This window comes from Neoroseomonas terrae, from assembly GCF_018129025.1.
In the GTDB taxonomy this organism is placed as follows: domain Bacteria; phylum Pseudomonadota; class Alphaproteobacteria; order Acetobacterales; family Acetobacteraceae; genus Neoroseomonas; species Neoroseomonas terrae.
In genome coordinates this window covers 44,186-69,335 of the sequence record NZ_JAAEDI010000010.1, presented here as the reverse complement: position 1 = coordinate 69,335, position 25,150 = coordinate 44,186, and the positions used below count along the sequence as shown (strand labels likewise).

Here is a 25,150-nt window from a genome sequence, read left to right as displayed (position 1 = left end):
AAGCTGATCGCCGACCGTGGTTACGACAACGACCCTTGCGCGACGCCTTGACCGCGCGCGGCATCACACCCTGCATTCCATCAACACGAAGCCGAAAGCAATGGCCCGAACGGCCGCCGCGTCGCGGATCGACTTGGCCGCCCAGACGCGCGGCATGTGGCGGTGAGGCGGGGTGGCGGCTACGGCACTGCGAGGCTGCGGAAGGTGACCGACCAGCGCGGCTCGTCCATCTCGGCGATGCTGTGCTCCCATTCATGCCGGGCCTCGCCGGCCAGGTGATAGGCGCCGCGGGGCTCGAGCGGCAGCTTGGCGCGCTCGAAACCGGTGCCGCGCCGGCGGCGGAAGCGCATGATCGCGGCCGCGCCGAGCGACAGGCCAATGACATGCTCGAAGGCAGGGCGATCCTTGTGCCAGCCAATCCCGGCACCGGGGCCATAGCGGATCAGCAGCGCCTGGACCAACGCCTCAGCCGGCAGTCCCGCGAAGTTCGCGGCGCGGTCGCGGAACGGCAGCAGCCAGTCCGGCAAGGGCACTCCCTGGCTCATCCGGCCGGTGTCGAAATCGTAGGTCCAGCCGTAGGACGCGGTCAGCCGCTTGCCAGTCCAGCCTTGGAAGCGGAACGGCGACAGATCCGTGGAGTCGATTGCCGCGATCAGGGCGGCTTCTTCCTCGGCTGTCACAAGGTCGCCCCTGACGGACAGGCCGGGCAGCACGGACGTGCCGAACAGATCCGTCATGCGCCTGTTTCCGCGTCATCCCCGGCGGGTTCCCAGCCGAAGATGCTGCGGCCGCTATAGTCGTGCGAACGCGCGCGCTCCTCCTCGATCAGCGCGGCAACGCAGGGCACGGTCGCCTGCCGCTCGAGGCGCCGCGCCTGGTCGTCCAGCCGGCCGATCGCGGCGAGTTCCTCGGCGTTCCCCAGCTTGGCCTTCAGCACGGCCGACTTCATGACCTGGATGGTGCGGTCATAGACCCTCGTTGGCACGGGGAAGGGATGTCGGTCCTTGCCACCATGCGCGAGCGAGAAGCGGGCCGGATCCGTGAAGCGGCAGGGGGCGCCGTGCACCACTTCCGCCACCATAGCCAGTGCGCGCACCGTGCGGGCGCCGACGCCTGGCACCAGCAGAAGGTCCGCGAAATCCGCCGGCCCTCTATCCGCCGCGGCCGCGAGTGCGCCATGCAGGCGGCGCTCGACCACGTTCTCCGGCCGCACATCGTGATGCGCGGGCATGACGAGATGCGGCAGCAGCGATTGTTGTGCCGCCGGCACCGCTGGGACGTCGATGCGCTGCAATTCGCGCAGGATGCCATCCGGGCCGATGCCGCCGAGCAGATCGAGCTGCGCGTCGCGCGAACCCGCCGCGCGACGGTCCGTAAGGTTGACGATGCGGCCCTGGCCTTGCCCCTCGATCGCCGCATGCGGCGCATCGACGAAGCTCGCCATGCCTTCGGAGAGCCAATGGTAGCGGCGGGCCTGCGCGCGCGCGTCGCTCATGCCCTGCTGCACCACGACCCAGCTTCCGTCATCTGCGACGATGAAGGCGTGCAGATAGAGATCGAAGCCATCCTGTACCGCCGCGCTGTCCACCTTCGCGACGAGGCGGCTTGCCTTGGCCAGCGCCTCGCCATCCAGCCCCACGCGCTCGCCCACCGCGATCAGCTCGGCGGGCGTCTCGCGGCTGTGCCGGCCGCGGCCGCCGCAGACATGCAGTCCGAGTTCCTTCGACAGCGGCGCCAGCCCGCGCTTCAGCGCGCCGATCACGCTGGTGGTGATGACCGAGGAATGCCAGTCCATTCCCATCACGCAGCCGAAGGACTGGAACCAGAAGGGATGCGCCAGGCGCCGCAGCAGCTCGTCGCGACCATATTCCAAGATGATGGCCTCGACGATCACGGCGCCCAGGCGCGTCATGCGCTGGCCGAGCCAGGCCGGCACCCGGCCGCCATGCAGCGGCATGTCGGCGCTGCCGGCGCGCTGCGCCATCAGCCAGCCTCGGAGAACAGGGGAAGGTCGCCGGCGGCGTCGGCCATGAAGTTCGACACGGTCACGCCAACCAGCCTTACGCCTGTCCGGGGTGGAAACACCAAGCGCACCAGGTCGAGGCTGGCCTGCCGCAACGGCTCCTGCCCGGTGACGGCGGCGGCCAGCGTTCGGCTCCGGGTGATCTGCCGGAAATCCGCGAACTTGACCTTCACCGTGACGGTCCGCCCGAAGGCCCGGGTCTTCGTGCACCAGACCCAGACGTCGTCGGCCATCTGCAGAACACCGGCCTCGATGCCGGTGGGATCCACCAGATCGCGATCGAAGGTGGTTTCCGAGCCGGAGGATTTGCGCGTCCGGTCGGGATCGACGGGACGGTCGTCCTCGCCGCGGGCAATGGCGTGGTACCAGACTGCCGCACTGCCGAAATGCGCCTGCAGGAAGGCCAACGACTTTGCGCGCAGATCCGCCCCGGTCTCGATGCCAAGGGCCTGCATGCGCTTTGCCGTGACCGGACCGACGCCGTGGAAGCGTGCGACCGGCAGCGTCTCCACCCAAGCCGGCCCCATCTCTGGCGTCACGGCGAACTGCCCATCGGGCTTGCGCTGGTCGGAGGCAAGCTTAGCCAGGAACTTGTTGTAGGAGATGCCGGCGGAAGCGGTCAGGCCCGTCTCGTCGCGGATGCGAGCGCGGATCTCCTTCGCGGTGGCCCAGGCGGTAGGTAGGCCACGGCGGTTCTCCGTGACGTCGAGATAGGCCTCGTCCAGCGACAGGGGCTGTATGAGCGGGGTGTAGTCGGCGAAGATCGCGTGGATCTGCCGCGACACGGCCCGATACACCTCGAAGCGCGGTGGGACGAAGATGAGTTCGGCGCATTTGCGCAACGCGGTGACGGACGGCATCGCCGAGCGGACGCCGAAGGCCCGCGCCTCATAGCTCGCGGCGGCCACCACGCCGCGGGCGACGCCATGGCCGACCGCCACGGGGCGGCCGCGCAACGACGGGTCGTCGCGCTGTTCCACTGACGCGTAGAAGGCGTCCATGTCGATATGGACGATCTTGCGGGGCGCCTGCGTCTGCATTTCCCGCAGGCTAGCATATCGCGAACGTATAGGGAACAAACGGGATTGCCGGCCTGACAGCTGCGTCAGGCGCATAGTGCGTCGATCACCGCCCGCAATCCTGCTGCGAGATATTTGCGGGTGGGGTAGTAGATGTAGAGCCAGTCGTCTGGCGGGCACCAGTCCTCCAGGCAGCGGACCAGCCGGCCATTGGCAACCCAGGACGCAGCTCGGTTCTCCCAGACATAGGCAAGGCCGGCACCTGCCAAGGCAGCATGACGCCATTCACTCGGGCTGATAGTTGACGCTACGCAGTAACTCAGTGGCGCGGCTGATCTCTGCCGCGATGAAGCGTCGCGTCTCTTCGATACTCTCCGTCACGGGCTCGAGAACCTGGCTCTTCAACCGCTCGACTATCGCGGGCTCCCGCATCGTCTCCTGCATCAGCGCATTGACGCGCTGGTTGATCTCGGCGGGGGTGCCCTTGGGGCTCCAGACACCGTACCAGGATTGGAAGCGATAGTTGGGCAGGCCGGCCTCGGCCATGGTCGGCACGTCGGGCGCCAGGCTCGACCGCTCCGCCGTCGCGATGCCCAATGCCCGAATGCGCCCATCGCCAGTCGCCGGTAGCAGAGCGAAGCTCGGATCAATGAGGAGTTGCGCGCTGCCGCCCATCAGGTCGGTCAGGGCCGGCTGGGTCCCGCGATAGGTGACCATGTCGATCTCGACGCCGGTGCGGCGGTTGAACTCGATGGTGGCAAGGTGCCCGGCGGAGCCAAGCGAGGAGATCGCGAAGCTCCAATCCCGCGGACGGGCCTTCGCTGCTGCGATCACCTCGGCCAGCGTGCGCTGCGGACGCTGGCCGCTGATCACCATGACGAGCGGCGCCTGCGCGGTGCGCGCCATAACTTCGAGGTCGCGCTGCGGGTCGAAGGTGGCGCCCTTCAGCACCAGCGGCATCACCGCCGTGTTGAACGCCGAGGCAAGCAGCGTGAAGCCGTCAGGCGGGGCCGCGAGCACGGCGGTGGTGCCGACGAGCCCGGCGCCGCCGGTGCGGTTCTCCACCACGGCGGTGGCGCCAAGCTTCTCCTGCAGCCGCGCCGCCAGCAGCCGCGCCAACGCGTCATTGGCGGCACCGGGCGGCCAGGGGCAGATCACCCGGATGGGCCGGCCATGCGGCCAGGCGCCCTGCGCGTGGATGGCGGGGGCGGCGAGCACGCCCAAGCCACCGGCCGCGGATGCGAGGATCATCTGACGTCTGTTCATCGTTGCCTCCATGTTGTTGACCGCCTTGTGTGGCGGCGGCCGTCTTGGACGTTTCAGTCGTCGATCAATGCCCTTTCCTCCGCCGGCGTCAGCGGCAGGAGTGGCGGGCGCAGGCGCCGCCAGCCGGGCTCGCCGGTTTGTTCGGCGAGCAACGCCTTGAGCGACGCCATCTGGGCGAAGCGCGAGGCGCGGTTGCGCGTGGCGACGATGCGTGCCTGTGCCGCCTCGACCGCCGCAGCCTGTGCGGCATCCGCGAAGTGCCGGAAGACGAAGGCCAGATCGGCGGCGACGAGGTTGGACGTCGCAGTGATGCAGCCCGCGCCGCCTTTGCGCAGCAGCGGCAGCATCAACGGATCGGCACCGGCCAGGACGGCGAGGCCGGGGAAGCGCTCGACCAGCGCCTCCATGTGCGACAGGTCGCCAGCGGAATCCTTGATGCCGCTGAACGTGCCAGGATAGGCCTCGCGCAGCCGCTCGATGACCGGGAAGGGGATCGGCACCGCCGACATCTGCGGAATGTGGTACAGCACCACGCGCAGGCGCGGATCGGCGACGCGCTCGACCACCTCGGCATAGGCAGCGAACAGGCCGTCCTCCGTGACGCCCTTGTAGTAGAAGGGCGGCAGCATCACGACCGTGGTGACTCCGAGGGACAAGGCGTGATGCGTCAGCGCCACCGTCTCGGTCACTGCGGCGACGCCGGTGCCGGGCAGCAGGCGTTCGGGCGCGATGCCGGCGGCGACCACCGCTTCGAGCAAGGCGCGCCGTTCCTCGGAGGAGAAGGAGTTCGCCTCGCCCGTGGTGCCGAGCATCGCGATGCCATCGCAGCCCTCCGCCAACAGGCGCCGGCAATGGGTGACGAACAGCGCGTGGTCGGGTGCGCCCGCCTCGGTGATCGGCGTCAGCGCGGCGCTGAACACGCCGCGCGGATGCAGCACGGTCATGCGCGCTCTCCCGCCGCCCAATCGGGCACAACGCGCACGTACTTGATGGCCTGCCGCCAGTAGGTATAGGCGATGTGCAGCGCCCCATCCGGCGTCTGGCATAGCGACGGGTAGGAGAACTCCCGGTTCAGCCTGTCCTTCGAATTGTTGGTCAGGCAGTAGCCGTCGCCGGTCTCGAGGTTGCGCCGCACCGGCCAGGTCCGGCCTTGGTCGGCGGACAGCGCGAGCGTCATCGGCGCGCGCGGCGCACCCCAGAAGGCGCTGCGGTCCGCGGACGGCGCGGCGGGGGCAAGGTCCTCGCCGCCGATGTCGTCGTAGAGCGACACGCGCCGCCCGGTCGCATCGGCCGCACTGGAATCATTGTAAACCATGGCGAGGCGCCCATCCGCGAGCCGCGTCGCCATCACGGAGGAATTGTTGTTCGGCAGTTCCGTCGGCGCCGGCACCGACCAGTTCCGCCCGCCATCCGAAGAACGGGACACATAGATCGAATCCGCCCAGCGGCTGCGATAGAATGCCGCCAGCGTGCCATCACGCAGATCGACGATACTCATATGCACGCAGCCCGTGCTGCCGGGCACCGCATGTTCCGTCCATGTTGCGCCGGCATCGGCGGAGATCATCACCGAGCTGGTGTCGAGGTCGCCCGTCCACGCACCCGCCGGCGGCTTGGTGCAGCGCCAGATCGGCAGCAGCCAGTCGCCATTGTCCAGCACGACAATCGGGCTGCGGATGAACGTGCCGAAGCCGGGCTGCTCGCCGAACAGCGTCTCGATCGGGCCCCAGCTCCGGCCACCATCGGGCGAGATGCGACGACGGATGATGGCAGTGTCCTGGTTGCCCGAGACCTGCGCCGTCCACAGCAGCCACAGCTGCCCATTCGGCGCCGTGAACAGCAGCGGGTTCTGCTCGGAACGCGTTGGGTCGTCCGACAACTTCGTCGCCGGCGACCAGCGATCCGCGCCCGCAGCCAGGCGCGAGAAATGCACCGAGATATCCGGCACTCCTTCCTGCGTGCCGCCGAACCACACGCAGCCCAGATCACCGCCTGGCAGCGGCAGCAGGAAGGAAGCGTGGTTCTGCACGCACGGCGTCGGGATGAAGGCCTCGATGCGGGCCGGATCGGCGGGCGCCGGGGCCAGTACTTCAGGGCGATCTATCACGTCGGACATGGGCATCTCCTCACAGCGCCGCGCGATAGATCGCGAGGATCCGCTCGCGGCTCATCTCGCGCGGGTTGTTGTCGAGCAGCCGGCGGATGGCGTGCGCCTCCTCAGCCATGGCGGCGAGGTCGCTTTGCGATACGCCGAGGCCGGAGAGCCGCATCTCGATGCCGAGCCCGGCGCAGTAGCCGTGGCTCGCCGCCAGCACGTCCGGCGCACCGCCGAGGCCGAGCGCATCGAGGATCAGCGCCGTCTTCTCCGGCGCGGCGGGCGCGTTGAAGGCCAGCGTGTGCGGGAAGATCACCGCGCAGGCGAGCCCATGCGCGATGTGGTGCCGCGTGCCGAGCGGATAGGCCACCGCGTGCCCCGCCGTGGTGTTCACCGGGCCCAGGCAGAAGCCGCCATACAGCGATGCCAGTGCCAATCCGGCGCGTGCCTCGCGGTCGCTGCCATCGGCGACGGCGCGGGCGAGGAAGCGCCCGACCAGGCGGATACCCTCGATCGCATAAAGGTCGATCAGCGGGTGCGCCTTGCGGCTGGTGAAGGCCTCGGCGCAATGGGCCAGCGCATCGACGCCGGTTGCCGCGGTCACCGCGCGCGGCACGGTCAGCGTCAGGTCGGGATCGACCACGGCGAGGTCGGCGATCATGTGCCGCGATTGCACCGCGAGCTTGTTCTGCGTCGCCGGATCAGTGACGAGCGCGCGTGATCCTGCCTCGCTGCCGGTGCCTGAGGTCGTTGCCACCTGAGCCAGTGCGACGCGCCGACCGGCGATCTTCTCCGGGCCCACCACCTCGTGCAGCGACTGCCCACTGCCCGGCAGCACGGCGACGAGCTTCGCGAGATCCATCGCGCTGCCGCCGCCGAAGCCGATGACGAGTTGCGGCTGCACACGTGCTGCCAGCGCCAGCGCGGCATCCAGGTTCGGGATGTCGGGCTCCGGTTTGACCTCGCCGAACACGGTCACGTCGCCGGGCAGATCGAGCAGGTCTATGCGCGCCGCGTTGAAGGCGTCCGCCACCACGAGGCTGCGCGTGATGCCTTTTTCGGTTGCCCACTTGCCCACGGTACCGACCAGGCCGGGGCCGAAGGCGATGCGCGTGGGGCGGTCGATCTCGATGGGGTGGAGCAGGTCGGTCATGGCATGTCCTCAGGCAGCGGCGCGATGCGCGGCCAGCAGCTCCGCGTATTCGATGGCTTCGATCAGGCTGCGCTCGCTGGCGATCCCCTTACCGGCGATGTCGAAGGCTGTGCCGTGATCGACCGAGGTGCGGATCACCGGCAGGCCGAGCGTGATGTTGACGCCCGACAGCGCATCCCATTTCCCCGTTGACGGATCGACGTGGAAGCCGAGCAGCTTCACCGGGATGTGCCCCTGGTCGTGATACATTGCGACCACGGCGTCGAACTGGCCGGCGCGCAGCTTCACGAAGACGGTGTCGCCCGGCACCGGGCCGGTGACGCGCAGGCCATCCGCGACCGCCTGCGCGATGGTGGGAGCGACGACGTCGATATCCTGCCGGCCGAACAGCCCGCCTTCGCCGGCATGCGGGTTCAGCGCCGCGACGGCAATATGCGGGCGCTCGATGCCGAGACCGCGCAGAGCCTGCTGCGTCAGGTCGAGCACCAGCCGGATGCGCTGTGGCGTGACGCGCTTCGGCACGTCCTCGAGCGCGCAATGCGTCGTGACGTGGCTGACGCGCATGTTGCCGTGGGCCAGCAGCATGACGCTGCCCTTCACACCAGTGAGCTCGGCGAGCATCTCGGTATGGCCGGCATAGTGGTAACCGGCCTTGTTCAGCGCCTCCTTGTTGAGCGGCGCGGTGACGATCGCACCGACCTTTTCCGACTGTGCGAGGCGCACGCCGTGCTCGACGGCGAGATAGGCGAAGCGGCCGCCATCGGCGGTCAGCACGCCGGGCTCGATCGGGGCGCCTTCCGGCCCGGCCTGGAGAAAGCACAACGCCGGCCAGTCGGCCTGCCCGGCCGAGACCTCGGGGATCGCGAGTTCCGGCGCCAGCGCGGTGCGCGCGCGGTCGAGCGCGGCGCCGCTGCCGATCAGCAGTAGCCGCAGGGCACCCGACGCGATGCGATCGCCGAGCGCTCGGCACGCCTTGACGATGATCTCGGGACCGATGCCCGCCGGGTCGCCCATGGTGATCGCGAGGTGACGCGGCGTCATGCGAAGGAACTCCCGGAAGGCAAGCCGTTGTCGGCCAGAAGGTCGCGCCACAGCGCTTCACCGCCGAAGGCGCCGGATTTCGAGATGACGGGGACGCCGTCCCAAGCGCCGCCGCGCATGATGGAACGCGGCACGCCGGGCGCGACGATGGACGTTGCCTCCAGCCGCTGGGCGCCGAGCGCGTCGCAGATCGCCCGCAGCGTTTCCCCGCCGGCGGCGATCAGCGTGCCGGGCGGGTTCAGGCGGCGTGTCAAGGCGGCCATGGCGGCCGCGATGCGGCGCGACGCCTCGGCGCGATCGAGACCGGCGGGCAGCGCGACATCGGCCATCGCGACGCCGGCGGCATCCAGCATCGCCGCGACGCGCGCCGCCTCCGCCGCGTCCCCCGCCGCGATCGAAACACGGCAAGGCGCGCAGCAGGCGAGCTGCCGCGCCGTCGCATCCTGGTCCGACCCGAACAGTCCCAGGACCGGGCCGCGCAGCGTCCCGTCCGTCCGCGCGAGGGTGCCACTGGCGAGCGCGCGCGCCAAGCCGCCGCTGCCGCACCACAGCACCGGCCCGGCGGCCGCGCGGCCGCAGTCGACGATGCGCGCGAGGTCATCATCGGTCTCGGCGTCGAACACCGACAGGCCGAGGGGCAGCGGCGCACCGGGGTCGCCCCGCTCCGGCCGCAGCCCGGCCTCTGCCAGCAACGCGGGCAGGCTGGCGATGACGGCGCCATCGTGCAGCAGAGCCTCGCCGCCGCGCGTGACGCGCCCCTGCACGGGGAAGGCCGGGGCCATGACGGCGTGCGCCCAGCCGCCGGCGTCGAGGCAGGCGGCGAGTTCTGCCCCGACATGCCCGCGCAGCAGGCTGTCGATCTTCTTGAACGCGATCGCAGCGCCGCGCAGCGCGGGCGCCATGCGGCGCACTCGGGCGATGGCTACCTCGCGCGTGGCCTCGCGTGTGCCGGAATCGAGTGCCAGGCTGCCGGTAGCGTCGCCGGCGCCGTGCCAGCCGACCGGCACTGCGCCGCACAGCCCGGTCAGCTCGGCGGCGGTATCCAGCGCGCCGGTCAGGTCGTCGGCGATCAGGCGCAGCACCGTCATCGCGGCGCGCCGATCGTGCCGAGTGACAGGCGGACCGCGCTGCCCAGTTCCTCCGCCAGGGTACGGACGCGCGGCTCGGTCAGGGCGATGAAGTCCGGCATCGCCAGTCGGCCGCCGCCCACCGTCAGGCTGACGCCGGCGACCGGCGCCCCGCGCGCATCGAGCACCGGTGCGGCGACAGTGCGCAGCCCATAGGCGTTCTCGCCATCCGACACCGCGTAGCCACGCGCCCGCACCTCCACGAGCCGCGCCAGCAGCGCGTCGAGATCGGTTAGCGTGTGATCGGAGAGTTTGACGCGCTCGACACAGCCGAGCTGCGCGACCTGCTGCTCCCGCGGCAGCCAGGCGAGGATCGCTTGGCCGAGCGCGGTGGCATAGGCGCCGATGCGCGTGCCGGGACGGCGCACAACACCGAGGCGTTCGAGCCCGGTTTCGACCCGGGCGAGGTAGATGACCTCACCTTTTTCCAGCACGCCGAGGGAGCCGGCATCGGCGATGTCGGGCACCAATTCGCGCAGCAGGGGGCGCGCATGGGCGGGGAGGTCCCCGGCCGAGAGCGCGGCATAGCCGAGTTCCAGGCATTTCAGCGTCAGCCGGAAGCGTCGCCCTTCCGGTACCGCGCGCAGGTAGCCGAGGTCGACCAGGGTGTGAATCAGGCGAAAGGCGGTACCGCGGTCATGGCCGGTGCGCGCCGCGACCTCCGCCACCGTCAACTCGGGCAGGTCCGCCCCGAAGGCCCTGAGCACAGCGAAGGCCTTGGCGACGGACTGGACGAGGTTCTTCGGGTTCTCGGCGCGACCGCGCGTTCCGTCCAACTCCACCTCCCTGTCTTTGTTGGTGATCGGAATGCGAACACTTGTTCGATTTGTTCTTGCTTGCTATCCGTCGGCCACCCGCATTGTCAAGCGGCTTGGAACGCCAGGGAGACGACTGATGACCATCGAGACCGCTGCTGGGCATGCCATCGTGACCGGCGTTAGCTCAGGCATCGGTGCCGCCATCGCCGCGCGGCTCCTGCGGGAGGGTTGGCAGGTTACCGGGCTGAGCCGCACCGCCCCGGACGTGGCCGACCCCCAATTCACGCATCGTGCCGTCGATCTGCTGGACGCTGTCGCGCTGGAGGCCGCCATCGCCGATCTGCAGCCGACCGCCCTGGTTCATGCCGCGGGGCTGATGCGCGGCGGCGTGGTGGGTTCGCTGGATGTGGAGGCGGGGCGGACGTTATGGCGCCTGCATGTCGAAGCCGCTTCGCTGCTGGCAGACCGCTTGGTGCCACGGATGCCGGATGGTGGGCGTATCGTGTTGGTGGGCAGCCGCGCCTCGGCGGGCGGCTTCGGGCGCAGCCAGTATGGGGCGAGCAAGGCCGCGCTGGTCGCCATGGTGCGGTCCTGGGCGATCGAACTTGCGCCGCGCGGCATCACCGCCAATGTCGTCGCACCGGCCGCCACCGACACGCCGATGCTGCGCGACCCCGGGCGCAGCGGCGTGCCGACCAAGTTGCCTCCGATCGGACGCTACATCCTCCCGGAGGAAGTCGCAGCGCTGACCGCGTTCCTGCTCGGTCCCGAAGCGGGCGCGATCACCGGCCAGCAGATCCTGGTCTGCGGCGGCAGCTCGCTCTGACGGGGACCAAACAGCGGGTCGATGCGCGCGCAGGGCCGGCGTGCCCTATGTTCCCGCCAGCGCACCCCAACCCGCTGGAACCGGACAGGATTCGCGACCCTACTCCTTCCGCGGGGAGGGGCATCTGACCCCATCGGTACCTGCCGAAATGGCCAGGAGAGACAGAACCGGCACTTGGGCGATGGCCGGCGCCGGCCGATCGGGTGGGTCGCGAGGTGGTTGGCGAGCTGAAGAACATTGCCGTGTGGAACAAGACCAGGCCTGGGCAAGGAAGCGCCTACCGCAGCCAGCATGAGCTGATCTGTGTGTTCAAGATCGGCAGTAGTAAGCCGATCAACACGTTTGGCTCGGGCGACAAGGGTGGCGTCTTCGCTCGCCTCGAAGACGACAAGCCTGCAGTTTCTGACTGTCGTGAACTGATGACCGGAGAACGGCACTCTCACCTCCAGCGTGTTGGTGGCTGACAGCCTAACCCGCATACGGCGGGCGAACTCGGAGCTCGGAGCCTTCGTCTATGTCGATGAGGATGGTGCCAACCGGGCCGCGGGTGAAGCCGACGCCCGGCGCCGCGAGGGCAAGCGTCTGAGTCCGCTCGATGGCGTCCCGCTTGCCGTGAAGGATAACCTGTGGGTTGCCGGCATGCCCGCCCACTGGGGAAGCCGCATGTGGGCAGAGTTCGCTCCGCCGGTCGACGACATTCCCGTTGAGCGGCTTCGTCGGGCGGGCGCGGTAATAGTCGGCAAGACCAACACGCCGGAGTTTGCGCTTTCGGGCCGCACGGACAGCCCCTTGCATGGGCCCGCCAGAAATCCGTGGAACACGGAATTGACGCCTGGCGGATCGAGCGACGGTTCGGTGGGCGCTGTAGCGGCCGGCCTGGTGCCGCTCACTCTGGCGACGGATGCCGGCGGATCCACACGACTGCCCGCCAGCTACACTGGCCTATACGGCCTTCGGCCAAGCAACGGCCGCATTGCCCGACGTCACGGCTTTCCGCCCATGGCGCTCGATTTCCAAGCCGTCGGGGTGATCGCCCGCGACCTCGATGACCTCGCGCTGCTATTGGGCGCCGTCGCTGGTCCGGATCCGCGGGACCCGTCCTCCACCCGTGTGCCGGATACCGTTGCCCCGGACCGCCCGCTCAAGGTGGGGTGGTGTGCCTCTATCGCCGGGGAAGGTGTCGATCCCGAAGTGGCTGCCGCTGTCATGGAGTGTGCTGCCGTGCTGGGCGAGGCTGGTTGCGAGGTCATCGAGCGCGAGGCTCCGTTCGACCTGAACCTCGTCCGTCGCGTGTGGGGAACCCTGAGCGCAGCCGGCGCGGCCCGAACGGCAGAGATGCATCCGGAACGTTGGAGGAACGAAGCCAGTGCAGCGATCGTTGCCGCCAGCGAGCGAGGATTGCAGCTCTCCGCCGTTGACTACGTCCGAGCCCTGGACGGGCTGGCGGCGATCCGCGCCGGCGTGGCGGACGCCTGGGACGACATGGATGTCCTCCTTTGCCCGAGCGCTGCTTCGCCGGCCTGGGCCCTGCAGGGTGATGAGTATCCCGCGATGGTTGGGGAGCGCGCTGGCCACCCGATGGCGCAGAATATCTTCGCGACCTGGGTCAATGCGGTCGGTTACCCCGGATTGAGTTTTCCCGCCCGACCGCATGCCGATGGGCGGCCGCTGGGAGTACAGGTGGTGGGGCCGTTCGGCGCTGAGCAAGTTGTCTTCAAGACTGCCCGCCTCATCGAACAGCTTGCCGAGTGGAAAAGGCCCGAATTCCCCTGGCGATAGCTCGGAAAGCTCGTCACGGCTTGGGGGGTGGTGCAACCAGATGATCCGACATTGGGTTCGGCTGACTCCCCCAACACCTCGCCGTTCATCGGCATGCTTCAAGAGCATGTTTCGAGCCAGACCCGGCGCAACGCTGCCTGTGTCCGGTAGGTCAGTGCGCGGAGGCGGTGCGAATCTGGCCGCACTCCCTCCACTGTGCTCGATCCGCGAGGCGGCGGCGCATTCGCTACGCTTCGACCCATAGAACGATGACGTGGTAAATCACATCGGCGATCTCCAGCATCGTCTCACGCCGAGTACCGACGGCGGCCTCGAGGACGAATTCAACCACCGCTTCATTCTCTGCATGCCGGAAATGATCTAGTCATGCGCCAACACCGAGGAATGCCGTAACGATTCGGCCGCACGGAGCCGCGGCCGATCCAGCAGAAAGCCAGCAGCAGCCAACCGTGCCCGCCGTCTCCGTCGACACCATCGAAGCCGAACTGATCGCGCTCCTCGTTGCCGTCACGGACAATGAGCCGCGTGTCCTGACGATTCGGGACGGGTCGCTGCTGCCCTCCGGCCCGTTCGAGACAACTCATCGGTCCCTCCAGGCAAGCCTGCGAGCCTGGGTTGAGCAGCAGACCGGCCATCCGCTGGGCTATACGGAGCAACTCTACACCTTCGCTGATCGTGACCGCTCGACCGAAGACGCCGCGAGGAGGTTCATCTCGATCAGTTACCTCGGCCTAACGCGCCAGGCCGGCGCCAGTGGCTGCGGGCACGATACCGCCTGGCGGAGCTGGTACCGCTATTTCCCTTGGGAGGACTGGCGCGACGGCGCGCCGCCGATGATCGCCAAGGCCATCGTGCCGCGCCTACGGGCCTGGACGTCGGCGACTGTGGAGCCTCCACGCCGCCGTGAACGCCAGCAGCGCGTACAGATCGCCTTCGGCCTCCGCGGTCTGCCGTGGAACGAGGAACTGGTGCTGCAACGCTACGAGTTGCTGTTCGAGGCAGGCCTGGTGCCGGAGGCGATCCGCCGCAGCAACGGCGATGAGACCGGGATGCTGCCCGGCGAGCCCATGCCGCACGACCATCGCCGCATCCTGGCGACCGGCATCGCCCGGTTGCGGGCCAAAATCAAGTACCGGCCGGTGGTGTTCGAACTGATGCCGGCGAGCTTCACACTGCTGCAGTTGCAGCGGGCCGTGGAGGCGTTGGCCGGTCAACGGCTGCACAAGCAGAATTTCCGCCGGCTGATCGACAGCCAGGCCTTGGTGGAGGAGACCGGTGACGTGACGACAGAGACCGGTGGTCGCCCGGCGAAGCTGTTCCGCTTCCGTCCGCAGGTGCTGCTGGAACGCGCCGTCGCCGGAAGCAAGCTGCCCGTCGCCCGTCCCGACTGACAACGGCACGATTCCGCTGTGCGCAGTCGGGCGATCGCTTGACACCCAGTTATGCTCATGATCAGCATAATGCGGAAGCTCATCGAGGAAGCTTCGTGGTTCACATTTGCTCTAACAGAGCATAAGGGGAGCTTATGTCCGCAACTTCCGCCCTGGAGCGCACCGCCCCGCTGTATGAGCGCGTCCGGCGCGTCATCCCGCCCATCGAATGGCCCATCTTCGCCGAGGATATCGACGCCATCCTGGACTTGAAGCGTCACCGCAATGCGGTGGTCCTGGCGCACAACTACCAGACGCCGGAGATCTTCCACTGCATCGCGGACATCGTCGGTGACAGCCTGGCACTGGCACGCGAGGCGACGAGGGTGGAGGCGGAGGTCATCGTCCTCGCCGGCGTGCATTTCATGGCGGAGACGGCGAAGCTTCTCAACCCGGACAAGACCGTTCTGATCCCAGACCTCGCGGCCGGCTGCTCGCTGGCTGAGAGCATCACGCCCGCCGACATCCGCCTCATGCGCGATCGCTACCCGGGCGTGCCGGTGGTGACCTACGTGAACACCTCCGCCGCAGTGAAGGCCGAATCCGATGTCTGCTGCACCTCGGGTAACGTGAAGAAGGTGGTGGAATCGCTCGGCAGTCCGCGTGTCATCCTGCTGCCGGACGAGTACCTGGCGCAGAACGTCGCTCGGGAAACCGGCGTCGAGATCATCACCTGGACTGGCCATTGCGAAGTGCACGAGCGATTCACGGCCGCCGAGATCCGGCAGTTGCGGCGGGAGTACCCTGGCATCGTGGTGCTCGCCCATCCGGAATGCCCACCGGAGGTGGTGGCGGAGGCGGACTTCACCGGTTCGACGGCGACGATGAATGGCTTCGTCGGTCAGCGGAAGCCGGCACGCGTGGTGCTGATCACCGAATGCTCGATGAGCGACAATGTTGCCGCGCAGCATCCGGAGGTTGCCTTCGTACGGCCCTGCAATCTGTGCCCGCACATGAAGCGCATCACCCTGCCGAAGATCCGTTCGGCGCTCGAGGGGATGCGGCACGAGGTGACGATCGTCCCGGAAGTTGCCGCTCGCGCCCGCCGGGCGGTCGAGCGGATGCTGGCGATATGAGTCCGGCGGATACCCTCGGCCAAACTGCTGGGCTGCCTTGGCTCACCGTCACCGTAGCCGGCACCAGCCTCGCCCAGCACGCCTCGCGCCCATGCGCACGATTGCAGCGCGCTTGGCCGCCATCGCATTGGAACTCTTCGTCCGAAGGGACTGCCTCATGACCATATGCCCGTTGCCGCAGGTGATGCTCGAGCCGCTTGTGCGCGCCGCCCTGCTCGAAGATCTCGGCCGCGCAGGCGACGTCACCACCGACGCCATCGTGACGGCCACGGAAACGGCGCGGGTCGGGCTGATTGCCCGGGAGGCAGGCGTGGTCGCCGGACTCGACCTGGCGCTGATGGCGTTCCGGTTGATCGAGCCGCGCATCGAGGTGACGGTGGAGCGGCCTGACGGCAGCCGGCTCGCGTCGGGTGACGTGATCGCGACGCTCGCCGGTCCGGGGCGTGGCCTGCTGACGGCGGAGCGCACAGCGCTCAACTTCCTCTGCCACTTGAGCGGCGTCGCCACTGCCACCGCTTCTGTGGTCGACGCCGTCCGCGGTACCAAGGCGAGCATCTGCTGTACGCGCAAGACCTTGCCTGGACTGCGTGCGGTACAGAAATACGCGGTCCGGGTCGGTGGCGGCTCCAACCACCGCTTCGGCCTGGATGACGCGGTGCTGATCAAGGATAACCATGTCGCCATCGCTGGCGGCATCCGGGCTGCGGTCGAACGCATCCGTTCGCGAGCGGGTCACATGGTGAAGGTCGAGCTCGAAGTGGACACTCTCGCACAGTTGGAGGAGGCACTGACGCTCGATGTGGATGCGGTGCTGCTCGACAACATGGCCCCGCCACTGCTGCACGAGGCCGTAGCGATGGTCGGCGGCCGCATTCTGACCGAGGCATCGGGTCGCATCACGCCGCAGACGGCGCCGGACGTGGCGGCCAGCGGCGTGGACCTAATCTCCATCGGCTGGCTGACGCACAGCGCGAAAGTGATGGACATCGCGCTGGATCAGCACGGCTGATAGCCGTCTCATCCATCAACCCCAACCCCAGCGTCATGCCGCGACACGCCATGTCCCACACTGAGCGCGGCTTCGTCGTTCTTCCGATTGGAGAACGGTTTCGCCTGGCTGGTACGGCGGAACTCGCCAGCATCGACGCGCCGCCGAGTGGGATAGCGCGCGCCGCATCCTTGACGGGGCGCGCGCGCTCTTCCTCGGCCTGAACATCGAAGGCGCAAAGTTATGGATGGGTCACCGGCCGGGCCTGCCGGACTCCCTGCCTATCATTGATCGTGCGACGACTGTGCACAACGTCATCGACGCCTTCGGGCATGGCCATATGGGCATGTCCTTCGCGGCAACGACCGGTCGGCTGATTGCGGACCTCGCCACCGGCACGCCAAGCAATGTCGACATCACGCCGTTTCGCGCCACGCGCCTTTCAGGACTCGCCTCGGCATAGAAGCCCCCAATGAAAGGCAGCCAGGACTTCGCAGCCGACCCGCGCAACGCATCAGTCAGGTTTACGTCTTAGGCGCTGGTTCCGCGCGACGAAGCGCGTGTCTCCGTCTTCGATGCCGACTGCGTACCGGGCGACGGCGTGTGGGAAGGGCTGCGGCTGCAGAAAGGCCGGCTATGCTTCTTGGATCGGCATCTCGACCGTCTGTATGTCCGCGCAGCAACGCACTTCGCCGCCTTGCGGCCCAGCGTGGGCCGCAAGGATGGTTGGCGAACCTCAGCTGGCTTCATCCGATGCCTCCGTCATTGCATCGGACGAGCGTCATCGCCTCATGGCTTGGGATAGCTGAACTTCTCGCGGTGGAAGGCGAGAATGTCGGCGACACAGCGATCCGCCATCATGTCGGCAATGTTATGCGGCATGTGCTCATAGGCCAGCAGTTTCGCGTCCGGGATTCGCTCTTTCATCGCATCGTAGCTGGCGGCCGTTCCTACAGTCTCCGCGCCGGGCAGGATGACCAACGTCGGACAGGCGATGCGATGGAGCTCGCCCGACCATTCCTGGGTCGCCCAGTACCCGATGAACCGGGTCACGAAGTCTTCGTCATTCTCGGCAGTCTGCTCCAGGAACCACTCCACCATGCCAGGGTCCGTACTCGCGAGGTCGAAGCGCATATGAATGGTGTCGCGAAGGAAGGGCGTCAGGCCCTCGGCCTTGATGCGCGGCAGCCACTGGAGCGCATCGGGGCTGAGCCCCGGGGTCGACCCGACGACGACGAGGCTCTGCACCTTGCCGGGGGAGCGGATGGCCAAATTCTGCGCAACGTAGCCGCCGGCGGAATTGGCGGTCAGATGGGCCTTCTCGATCCCGAGCCGGCCCATCAGCTCCTCCACGTCATCCACCATCCGGTCCATCGTCAGCGGAACCGACGGCGCCGGGACGCTGGAACCGCCATGGCCGCGGGTGTCCATGCGGATCAGCCGGAAATGCCGGGCCAGTCCCGGAACCCACGAGTAGAAGCGTTGGGAGTTCCCCATCGCCGAGTGCAGCAGGAACATGACCGGCGCATCGCGCCAGGGATCGGTGAAATCGTCGATGTAGTAGGCAATGGTCTCGCCATCACTGGCGGTGAACGTCGATGCTTCGGTCATGCTCGGCTACGCTCCCTTGGGTCGGTCTGGTCAGTCCTGCACGGGGATCCGTGCTGTTTCAACGATCCGGTCGAATCGCACGCGATCATCGCGAACGAGTTGGGTGAACTCCGCGGGGCCAACCTTGCTCGGGACAACACCCGAGGCCGCGAAGCGTTCGGCGAACGACGGGGCATCGAGGATCGGGCGAACCTCCCGCGCGATGCGGTTCACGACCGATGCCGGGAGCCCGGCGGGTCCGGCGAGGCCCCACCAGGCGTCCATCGCGAATCCCGGGTAGCCGCTCTCGGCCACTGTGGGCACTTCAGGCGCGACCGAGACCCGCTCGGCACCCGACACCGCGAGGGCCTTGAGGCGGCCGGCCTGGACGTGCGGCACGGTCGGCGCCACGGAAATGAACGACACGGGGACGCGGCCCGCGACGAGATCGATCATGGCATCGGCGTCGCCGCGATAGGGGACATGGTCGAGTTCGATGCCCGCGACGCTCATGAAGTAGCTCATCGTCAGATGCGGGCCCGCGCCGACGCCGGACGAGGCGAAGCTGATCGCCCCAGGCCGCGCCTTCGCCAGAGCCACCAGCTCGCCGACGGTGTTGACGCCGAGCGACGGGTGCACCGCCAGGAAGTACGGCGCGCGGGCACCCAGCGAGATGTAGGTGAAGTCACGCACAGGGTCGAACGGCACGCTGCGCCGGATGCTGGGCGCGAGGACCTGCGCGCTCGAGATCATGTAGAGCGTGTAGCCGTCAGGCGTCGCGCGGGCGGCTGCCTCCGCTGCGATGCCGCCTGCCGCGCCGGTGCGGTTCTCCACCACGACAGGCTGTCCGAGCGCATCGGAAAGCGGGGCCGCGATGGCGCGGGCGACCAGGTCGTTGGCGCCGCCGGCAGGGTAGCCGACCAGGACGCGAATGCTGCGATCCGGCCAACTCGGTTGCGACAGCGCGGGCGTGGCCAGGAACGATGTCGCGACGCCGCCCAGCCAGCGACGGCGCGAGAGCGGGAATTCACTCATGGTACTAGACTCTCCGGCTTGAGATGCCGCTGCGTTGCCCTCGTTGTGCTTGATATTGTTCGTTGCGGCCGCCGCGACGGGCGGTCCGTCAGTCAGTATGCCGAGCGCCCCCCATCAGCCGGGACGGTCGCGCCCGTGATCATGCGGGCACCGTCGGAGGCGAGGAACACGGCGGTGGCTGCGATGTGCTCGGGTTCGCCGATCCAGAAGGGATAGTCGCGCTGGCGGCCGACCGGATCCTGCGGATCACGGCCGACGGATTCCTCCAGCGTGCCCCAGATACCGATCACCCGTTCCGTCATGACACGGCCCGAGGCGATGCAGTTCACGCGCACGCCCTGCTTCGCGTAATGGCCGGCCAGCGCCCGCGTCAGCGACAGGATGGCACCCTTCGCGGCGCTGTAGCAGTGATACGGGCTGGCGCCGCGCAGCGCCGCCCCCGAGGACATGTTGATCACCGCACCGCCCCCGGCGCGGATGATCGCGGGGATCGCGTGCCGGCAGCAAAGGAAGGTACCTCGCAGATCGAGGTTGATGGTGCGATCGAAGGCGTCCAGCGGAACATCTGTCACGGGGCCGTCCGCCGGATCGGTGCCGCCCGCGCAGTTGTAGAGCGCATCGAGTCGACCGAACCGATCGAGCGTCGCAGCCACGGCTGCGGCGACACTGGCGTCGTCCGTGACGTCGGTCTCGATTGCCAGGGCCATGCCACCGGCAGCGACCACGCTGGCGGCGGCCGCCTCGGCCCTGTCCAACCGATGATCCGCGATGGCGACGCCATAGCCGGCGGCGCCGAACGCACGCGCCGCGGCGCTGCCGATGCCGCCCCCGCCGCCCGATATCAGGACCACCTTGGCGGGTAGGGAAGAGGCTGCAGTCATGTCAGTCGGCCCTAGCACCTGATTGCCGGACGATGGGACCCCATGTGGCGAGTTCACGCGCGTAGCGTTCGCGGAACTGCGCGGGGCTCGATCCGACGGTCACGAAGCCAAGTTCGACGGCGCGGCGCTGCACCTCCGGCATGGCGAGGATCGCCGAGATCTCGCGCGCGAGCCGCTCGCCGATCTCGGGTGACATCGCGGCCGGCGCCCAGAGCCCCCAGATCGTCTCCGCGCTCATGGCCGGTAGGCCGGCTTCGGAGAAGGTCGGGACGGTGGGTACCGCCGGTGAGCGATCGGCGCCGGTCACGGCAAGGGCGCGCAGCGCGCCGCCTTCGATATGCTGTCGCGTCGAGCTGATCCCGGCGAACATCATCTGCACCTGGCCGCCGAGCAGCGCGGCGACGCCGGGTCCCGTGCCGGGATAGGGAATGTGGACGATGTCGATGCTGGCGACGGAGCGCAGCATCTCGCCGGAGAGATGCGTCGAGGCCCCGTTGCCGCCGGACGCGAAGTTCACCCGGCCCGGATTGGCGCGGGCATAGGCGATCAGTTCCTGCACGCTACGGGGCGGGAAGGATGGATGCGTGACGAGGATGACGGGCGCCGTCGCAACCAGCGACACCGGCTGCAGGTCGCGGTTGGCATCGTAGGACAGCCGCGCATAGAGGAACGGATTCACCGCGATGGCGCTGTCGATCATCAGCAGCGAGTAGCCGTCGCCCGGGGATTGAGCGATGTTCGTCGTGCCGATCGTGCTGCCACCACCGGGGCGATTCTCGATGACGACGCTCTGGCCGAGGCGCTCCTGCAGATGCGGCTGGAGCAGACGGCTGATGATGTCGGTGCCGCCACCGGGCGGCACGGGCACCACGATGCGGATAGGGCGCGCCGGCCATGCCTGAGCGCGCGCGATCGACGGCGCGGCCAATGACAGGAGCAACGGAAGGACGACATCGCGTCGACGCATGGTGTCTCTCGCAAGCAAGGGTTCGTAAGCCGTTGCTGGTCGTGTCGCGGCTCTTGCAGGCCGTTGCCCCCGAGTCAGTGCGCGGCCTAGGCGGCGGACCGCGCCCGAAATTCCTGCTGGACCTCGTCGAGCGTGAGGAAGACGGCGCCCATGCGGGTCAACTCATCGATCAGCTTCTCGAGGATCAGCATGCGGTGGCCGCGGCCGATCACGTAGGGATGGAAGGTATAGGCCAGCATCCCCCACTCCGTGGTGCGGCGCATATACTCGAAATCCGCGATCCAGTTCTCGAGCACGGCGTTCGCGTTGGAGAGCCCGGGCAGGACCTCGTCCTTGCTGCGGATGAACTCGAAATGCGGATGGTCGTCGAGCGACCAGCTGATCGGGATCTCGACGAGGTCCGTCAACGGACCGAATTCCATTGGCGCGTCGGCGGCGACCTTGTCGCCGCGGCGGGCGAAATAGGGCGAGCAATCATGCCCCATCATGCTGCTGTCGTAGCGGCAGCCATGCTTCAACACGAGATCGATCGTGCGGTCGCTGATGTCCCATGACGGTGACCGATAGCCAACGGGACCCTTGCCCGTCAGTTCACGGATTGTCTCGACGGCCCGTTCGAACTCCTCGGCCTCGCGATCGGCGGGCAGCCAGGCGGGCGGCACGTGGCTCCAGCCGTGGTGGCCGATCTCGTGGCCTTCCTTGACCACGCGCTCTACGGCGGCCGGATAGGTCTTGATGACGACGCCGGGCACATACCAGCTCGACTTGATTCCGCGGCTGCCGAGCAGATCGAGAATCCGCCCCGCGCCGATCACGCCGAACTCGCCACGCGACACCGGCGTCGGGGTCGACATGCCGCGCGCCACGAAGCCGGACCAGGTATCGAAATCGAAGGAAAGGCAGGCGATGTGACGTGACATGGATCAATCCCTCCTGCTGGCCTGCTTGCGCTGCCACTCGAGCTCAATGGCCAGGATCTCGGGCGGCTCTACCTCCACGCCGAGCGAGAGGATACTCATGCCGAGCGCGAGGTAGTAGCCGGCAAGCAGGGTGATGTCCGTGACCTGGCGCGGCGTGAACGACGCACCCAGCGCGTCTGCCATCGCGGGCGATGTGCCCTTGCCCGCCAGGAAGGCAAAGACATAGGCGCACAGAGTGCGGTCCGCCTTGGGAAGGTCGCTGGGCACCTCGCCGCGCGCGATGGTGTCGATCTGCTGCTGGCTGATGCCGGCCTGCAGGCCCAGCGGGACATGATGCGTCCAGGCATACGGCACCGAACGGCCGACGATGAGGATCGTCAGCTCACGCTGCACCTCCGTCAGCGCCGTGCCGTAGCGGCCATAGTGACCGACTGCCGAGAAGGCACTCAATCCCTCCGGCGCATGAGCGAAGGCCCGCATCGCGTTGGAGACCCAGCCACGGCTTTGTTCGACGCGGCTGAAGGTCGCGGCCAGGGCAGGGTCCGCGGCAAGGTCGGGGTCAGGCAGAAAAGGCAGGGGGCTCTCCATCGGAGGAAAGATATGTAATATATTAGTCAGCATGACTGACACCGATCGTACCCGCAAGCCCTCTCGCCGCCGAACCGCAGCGCCTATCGAGAGTGCCTCAGCCTTTCCGAGCCGGCAGGAGCTAGTGGCGCGAGTGCTGCGCGACCGCATTCTTCGCGGTGAGCTTGGCGCGGGAAGCCGGCTGGACATCGATGAAATTGCCACCGCGCATGGCGTCAGCCGTACACCCGTGCGCGATGCGCTGAAGCAACTCGAAGGCGAGGGGCTGGTGTCCGTCCTGCCGTATCGCGGTGTCGAGGTGACCAGGCTGACGGCCGCGGATGTCGAGGAGCTGTTCGGGATCCGGATCGCGCTCGAACGCCTCTGCGTCGCCAGATGCGTATCGAACATCACGGAGCACGAGATCCTGGGCCTGCGTCGCATCCTGCAGCGCATCGACCGGCTCCGCCGGCGCGACGCGGCCTGGATGGCACTGAATGCAAGCTTCCATGATGGCATCCACGCGGCGTCACGCTGGCCACGACTCATCGAGCAGATCCGCGAGTTGCGGACCAATGTGGACCGCTACGTCCGCGCCCACGCGCGGGAACTCGGCATCGAGCGGCAGCGGGAGCAGCATTGGGCGCTGCTCCAGGCCATCGAGGCGCGCGATGCGGCGAGCGCCGAAGCCATCATCATCGCCCATCTCCAGGCGACGGTGGACGCGATGGCGAGCCATGAGCCCGGAACCTAGACGTGCAAGGATACCCCTGATGAAGCCGCCCCGCCTCCTGCTCGTGAACGCCTTCCAGCTGTCCGAGGGCGCCTACGCGCTGCGCCCCCATGACGGCCCGCGTGAGGCGCTGGTCATGGACTATGCGAATGTCGCGCACTTGCTCGCCGATACGGAATGGACGGCACATCCGGGCGCGCGCGCGACACATGGGGACTGGCCGGTCGAGACCCGCGAGGAGTTCCTGATCGTCGGCGCCAATCGCGTCCGGATCGTCCGTGAGGCGTGCGAGAGCAAGCAATACGACGCGATCGTGCTGCTGGGCGGCGGCGATCCGGGATTTCTCGAATGCCGCGACATCGGCCGGCGGCACGGCATTCCCGTGACGAGCTGCGCGCATGCGCAGATGCATCTCGCCACGATGCTCGGCCATCGCTTCGGCGTCATCGACATATCGGAGCAGCACAACACGCAAATGGCCCAGCTCGTCGTGCAGTACCGGTTCACCGAGCATTGCGTCGCTGTCCGCAACATCAACCATCCGCTACCGCGCCCGACTCATGATGGCCCGCAGTCCATTGCCGAGGAGAAGGCGCGCGCCCTGCGCGGTGAGCCATCTGCAATGCTGGACGCTGCCGTCGCGGCAGGCGAGTCCGCGATCCTCGAGGATGGTGCCGAGACCCTGATCCTTGGCTGCTCGGCGGCCTACTGGATGCGGCCGCTCATCGAGGCGCGCCTGCGTGAGGCCGGATGGGATGTGCCGGTGCTGGAGGGCTACAGCTGCGCCATCGAGATGGCACGCATGCTGCTTCGCCTCGGCCGGGATGCCAGCGGCCTGGCTTTCCCGAGCGATCCGCCGCGCCGCTGGCGGCCGCGCAGGGTGGTGTAGGCGCCGCGGCCGGCGACGCTACGGGCCGATGCGCGGCAGGTCCTGTTGAAGATTGCGACGTACCGCGGCCCGGATCAGGGCAAAGAGCGCGGCGTGGCGCTCCGCGACGATCTCCGACAGCGTCGACACCGCCACGGCCGTGGCGCCCATGCGCCCCAGAGACGGCAACAGGACATTCACGCCGCCGATGCCGGCTTCCATCTTGTCCAGGGCGACGGCGTAGCCTTGCCGTCTGATGGCGGCGATCTCCTCCATCAATGTCTGCAGATGGATGTGATAGGCGATGCTGCGTTCCTCCGCATTGATGCGGTGAACCAGCCGGGCGATCTGGCGATCGGGGAAGGTCGCGAGGAACAGGTTCCCCATTCCCGACCGCCCCAGGGGGCGAATCGTGCCCCGCCTCGTCTTCGGCCGTCCAGGTTGCCGCGCGGCGAGAGAGTAGATGTGGCGGACCTTGAGCCCGCTGAGTGCGCCGAGCAACACCAGTTCGCCCGTCGCGTCATGCACTTCGTTGAGGACGCGCAGCACGGCGCCATCCTCGAACAGCGGCGCCTCGATCCAGGATCCGAGGAGGGTGACGCGGGATGTCGGGCTGTAACGGCGCGCCGTCATATCCGCCTCGCAGTAGCCGCGTGCGACCATGCTGCGAAGCAGGGCGGAACTGCTCGACTGCGGCATGCCCAGCGCCCGCGCGACCTCCGTGACGCTGACCGGGCGCCGTACCTCGTCGAAATACTCCAGCAGGTCGAGCGTCCGGCCGACGGACTTGATGACGCGGTCGTCTGACATGCCCCGGAGTATATTACGTTAGGGAATGGATGCATCACATATGTGATGTGTGCCGCTCGGCTGCAGTCCCGTCTTGATCGCTTCCCGGCCGGGAACATACTCGCGGACCAGGGAGTTCGCTGATCCGCGACGAAGGACGCTCGGATGGCAGGAGCGCGTCGAATGGATACCGCTGTGGAACCGGAGCGATCGCGCCCC

Annotated in this window: 26 protein-coding genes and 1 pseudogene; 9 read left to right on the top strand and 18 right to left on the bottom strand. The window is 68.0% G+C overall.

Features of this window, described 5'->3' with window-relative positions; genetic code table 11:
* Window positions 1–179: 179 nt before the first annotated feature.
* The 11 genes from GXW78_RS10680 to GXW78_RS10630 all read right to left on the bottom strand — a co-directional run bounded on the left by GXW78_RS10680 (window position 180) and on the right by GXW78_RS10630 (window position 10,500).
* Window positions 180–737 (bottom strand): alpha-ketoglutarate-dependent dioxygenase AlkB, encoded by a 558-nt coding sequence (locus GXW78_RS10680; RefSeq protein WP_211868601.1) that lies wholly within the window; start codon window positions 735–737, stop codon window positions 180–182.
* The gene (locus tag GXW78_RS10675) at window positions 734–1,984 is read right to left on the bottom strand and encodes a DUF763 domain-containing protein (RefSeq protein WP_211868599.1); all 1,251 of its coding nucleotides are present in this window, start codon (window positions 1,982–1,984) and stop codon (window positions 734–736) included. Before GXW78_RS10675 ends, GXW78_RS10680 begins: the two co-directional genes overlap by 4 nt.
* A complete protein-coding gene (gene dinB, locus GXW78_RS10670; RefSeq protein WP_211868598.1) occupies window positions 1,984–3,063 on the bottom strand; it encodes a DNA polymerase IV in 1,080 nt (359 codons plus the stop codon). The genes GXW78_RS10675 and dinB overlap by 1 nt, the downstream gene beginning before the upstream one ends.
* Before the next feature lie 65 nt (window positions 3,064–3,128).
* Window positions 3,129–3,311 carry a LysR substrate-binding domain-containing protein gene (locus GXW78_RS10665; RefSeq protein WP_211868596.1) on the bottom strand — a complete coding sequence of 61 codons (183 nt, stop codon included), beginning with the start codon at window positions 3,309–3,311 and terminating at the stop codon, window positions 3,129–3,131.
* Window positions 3,312–3,327: 16 nt separating this feature from the next.
* Window positions 3,328–4,308 (bottom strand): Bug family tripartite tricarboxylate transporter substrate binding protein, encoded by a 981-nt coding sequence (locus tag GXW78_RS10660; protein ID WP_211868594.1) that lies wholly within the window; start codon window positions 4,306–4,308, stop codon window positions 3,328–3,330.
* Window positions 4,309–4,361: 53 nt separating this feature from the next.
* Window positions 4,362–5,252: a dihydrodipicolinate synthase family protein gene (locus tag GXW78_RS10655; protein ID WP_211868592.1), complete on the bottom strand. Its 891-nt coding sequence runs from the start codon at window positions 5,250–5,252 to the stop codon at window positions 4,362–4,364.
* Window positions 5,249–6,424 carry a sialidase family protein gene (locus GXW78_RS10650; protein ID WP_246522035.1) on the bottom strand — a complete coding sequence of 392 codons (1,176 nt, stop codon included), beginning with the start codon at window positions 6,422–6,424 and terminating at the stop codon, window positions 5,249–5,251. The genes GXW78_RS10655 and GXW78_RS10650 overlap by 4 nt, the downstream gene beginning before the upstream one ends.
* Window positions 6,425–6,434: 10 nt before the next feature.
* A complete protein-coding gene (locus GXW78_RS10645) occupies window positions 6,435–7,556 on the bottom strand; it encodes an iron-containing alcohol dehydrogenase (RefSeq protein WP_211868590.1) in 1,122 nt (373 codons plus the stop codon).
* 9 nt (window positions 7,557–7,565) lie between these two features.
* A complete protein-coding gene (gene pdxA / locus GXW78_RS10640) occupies window positions 7,566–8,597 on the bottom strand; it encodes a 4-hydroxythreonine-4-phosphate dehydrogenase PdxA (protein WP_211868589.1) in 1,032 nt (343 codons plus the stop codon).
* Window positions 8,594–9,685, bottom strand: coding sequence for a four-carbon acid sugar kinase family protein (locus GXW78_RS10635; RefSeq protein ID WP_211868588.1), 1,092 nt, complete (start codon window positions 9,683–9,685; stop codon window positions 8,594–8,596). Before GXW78_RS10635 ends, pdxA begins: the two co-directional genes overlap by 4 nt.
* A complete protein-coding gene (locus GXW78_RS10630) occupies window positions 9,682–10,500 on the bottom strand; it encodes an IclR family transcriptional regulator (RefSeq protein WP_246522034.1) in 819 nt (272 codons plus the stop codon). The genes GXW78_RS10635 and GXW78_RS10630 overlap by 4 nt, the downstream gene beginning before the upstream one ends.
* 118 nt (window positions 10,501–10,618) lie before the next feature.
* On the opposite strand from GXW78_RS10630, the gene GXW78_RS10625 reads away from it, so the two are divergent.
* From GXW78_RS10625 to GXW78_RS10590, 7 genes and pseudogenes are all read left to right on the top strand, one after another.
* Window positions 10,619–11,308 carry an SDR family NAD(P)-dependent oxidoreductase gene (locus GXW78_RS10625; RefSeq protein WP_211868587.1) on the top strand — a complete coding sequence of 230 codons (690 nt, stop codon included), beginning with the start codon at window positions 10,619–10,621 and terminating at the stop codon, window positions 11,306–11,308.
* 242 nt (window positions 11,309–11,550) lie between these two features.
* Window positions 11,551–11,772 (top strand): hypothetical protein, encoded by a 222-nt coding sequence (locus tag GXW78_RS10620; protein WP_211868586.1) that lies wholly within the window; start codon window positions 11,551–11,553, stop codon window positions 11,770–11,772.
* The gene (locus tag GXW78_RS10615) at window positions 11,765–13,087 is read left to right on the top strand and encodes an amidase (RefSeq protein ID WP_211868584.1); all 1,323 of its coding nucleotides are present in this window, start codon (window positions 11,765–11,767) and stop codon (window positions 13,085–13,087) included. Before GXW78_RS10620 ends, GXW78_RS10615 begins: the two co-directional genes overlap by 8 nt.
* Window positions 13,088–13,536: 449 nt before the next feature.
* Window positions 13,537–14,478: an NUDIX hydrolase gene (locus GXW78_RS10605; RefSeq protein WP_338147725.1), complete on the top strand. Its 942-nt coding sequence runs from the start codon at window positions 13,537–13,539 to the stop codon at window positions 14,476–14,478.
* 134 nt (window positions 14,479–14,612) lie between these two features.
* On the top strand, window positions 14,613–15,593 hold the full coding sequence (gene nadA, locus GXW78_RS10600; RefSeq protein WP_211868580.1) for a quinolinate synthase NadA: 981 nt from the start codon (window positions 14,613–14,615) through the stop codon (window positions 15,591–15,593).
* Between the two features lie 157 nt (window positions 15,594–15,750).
* Complete coding sequence (gene nadC, locus GXW78_RS10595; protein WP_211868764.1) at window positions 15,751–16,602, top strand: carboxylating nicotinate-nucleotide diphosphorylase; 852 nt, start codon at window positions 15,751–15,753, stop codon at window positions 16,600–16,602.
* A gap of 127 nt (window positions 16,603–16,729) precedes the next feature.
* Window positions 16,730–17,044 (top strand): annotated as a pseudogene (locus GXW78_RS10590) (NAD(P)/FAD-dependent oxidoreductase); the annotation flags it as partial.
* Window positions 17,045–17,370: 326 nt separating this feature from the next.
* On the opposite strand, the gene GXW78_RS10585 reads toward GXW78_RS10590, so the two are convergent.
* From GXW78_RS10585 to GXW78_RS10560, 6 genes are all read right to left on the bottom strand, one after another.
* Window positions 17,371–18,192 carry an alpha/beta fold hydrolase gene (locus GXW78_RS10585; protein WP_211868578.1) on the bottom strand — a complete coding sequence of 274 codons (822 nt, stop codon included), beginning with the start codon at window positions 18,190–18,192 and terminating at the stop codon, window positions 17,371–17,373.
* A gap of 30 nt (window positions 18,193–18,222) precedes the next feature.
* Window positions 18,223–19,206, bottom strand: a complete 984-nt coding sequence (locus GXW78_RS10580; RefSeq protein WP_211868576.1) for a Bug family tripartite tricarboxylate transporter substrate binding protein — start codon at window positions 19,204–19,206, stop codon at window positions 18,223–18,225.
* A gap of 92 nt (window positions 19,207–19,298) precedes the next feature.
* A complete protein-coding gene (locus tag GXW78_RS10575; protein WP_211868574.1) occupies window positions 19,299–20,087 on the bottom strand; it encodes an SDR family NAD(P)-dependent oxidoreductase in 789 nt (262 codons plus the stop codon).
* Between the two features lies 1 nt (window position 20,088).
* Window positions 20,089–21,054 carry a Bug family tripartite tricarboxylate transporter substrate binding protein gene (locus GXW78_RS10570; RefSeq protein ID WP_211868572.1) on the bottom strand — a complete coding sequence of 322 codons (966 nt, stop codon included), beginning with the start codon at window positions 21,052–21,054 and terminating at the stop codon, window positions 20,089–20,091.
* Between the two features lie 86 nt (window positions 21,055–21,140).
* Window positions 21,141–21,974, bottom strand: coding sequence for a polysaccharide deacetylase family protein (locus GXW78_RS10565; RefSeq protein WP_211868570.1), 834 nt, complete (start codon window positions 21,972–21,974; stop codon window positions 21,141–21,143).
* A 3-nt stretch (window positions 21,975–21,977) separates the two neighbouring features.
* The gene (locus GXW78_RS10560; protein WP_211868568.1) at window positions 21,978–22,604 is read right to left on the bottom strand and encodes a carboxymuconolactone decarboxylase family protein; all 627 of its coding nucleotides are present in this window, start codon (window positions 22,602–22,604) and stop codon (window positions 21,978–21,980) included.
* Between GXW78_RS10560 and GXW78_RS10555 the strand changes: the two genes are divergently transcribed.
* Together GXW78_RS10555 and GXW78_RS10550 are read left to right on the top strand one after the other, a co-directional pair.
* Window positions 22,594–23,295 (top strand): GntR family transcriptional regulator, encoded by a 702-nt coding sequence (locus GXW78_RS10555; RefSeq protein ID WP_211868566.1) that lies wholly within the window; start codon window positions 22,594–22,596, stop codon window positions 23,293–23,295. The genes GXW78_RS10560 and GXW78_RS10555 overlap by 11 nt on opposite strands.
* Window positions 23,296–23,314: 19 nt before the next feature.
* Window positions 23,315–24,163: an aspartate/glutamate racemase family protein gene (locus GXW78_RS10550; RefSeq protein ID WP_211868564.1), complete on the top strand. Its 849-nt coding sequence runs from the start codon at window positions 23,315–23,317 to the stop codon at window positions 24,161–24,163.
* 18 nt (window positions 24,164–24,181) lie between these two features.
* On the opposite strand, the gene GXW78_RS10545 is transcribed toward GXW78_RS10550, so the two are convergent.
* Window positions 24,182–24,952 carry an IclR family transcriptional regulator gene (locus GXW78_RS10545; protein WP_211868561.1) on the bottom strand — a complete coding sequence of 257 codons (771 nt, stop codon included), beginning with the start codon at window positions 24,950–24,952 and terminating at the stop codon, window positions 24,182–24,184.
* Window positions 24,953–25,150: the final 198 nt, after the last annotated feature.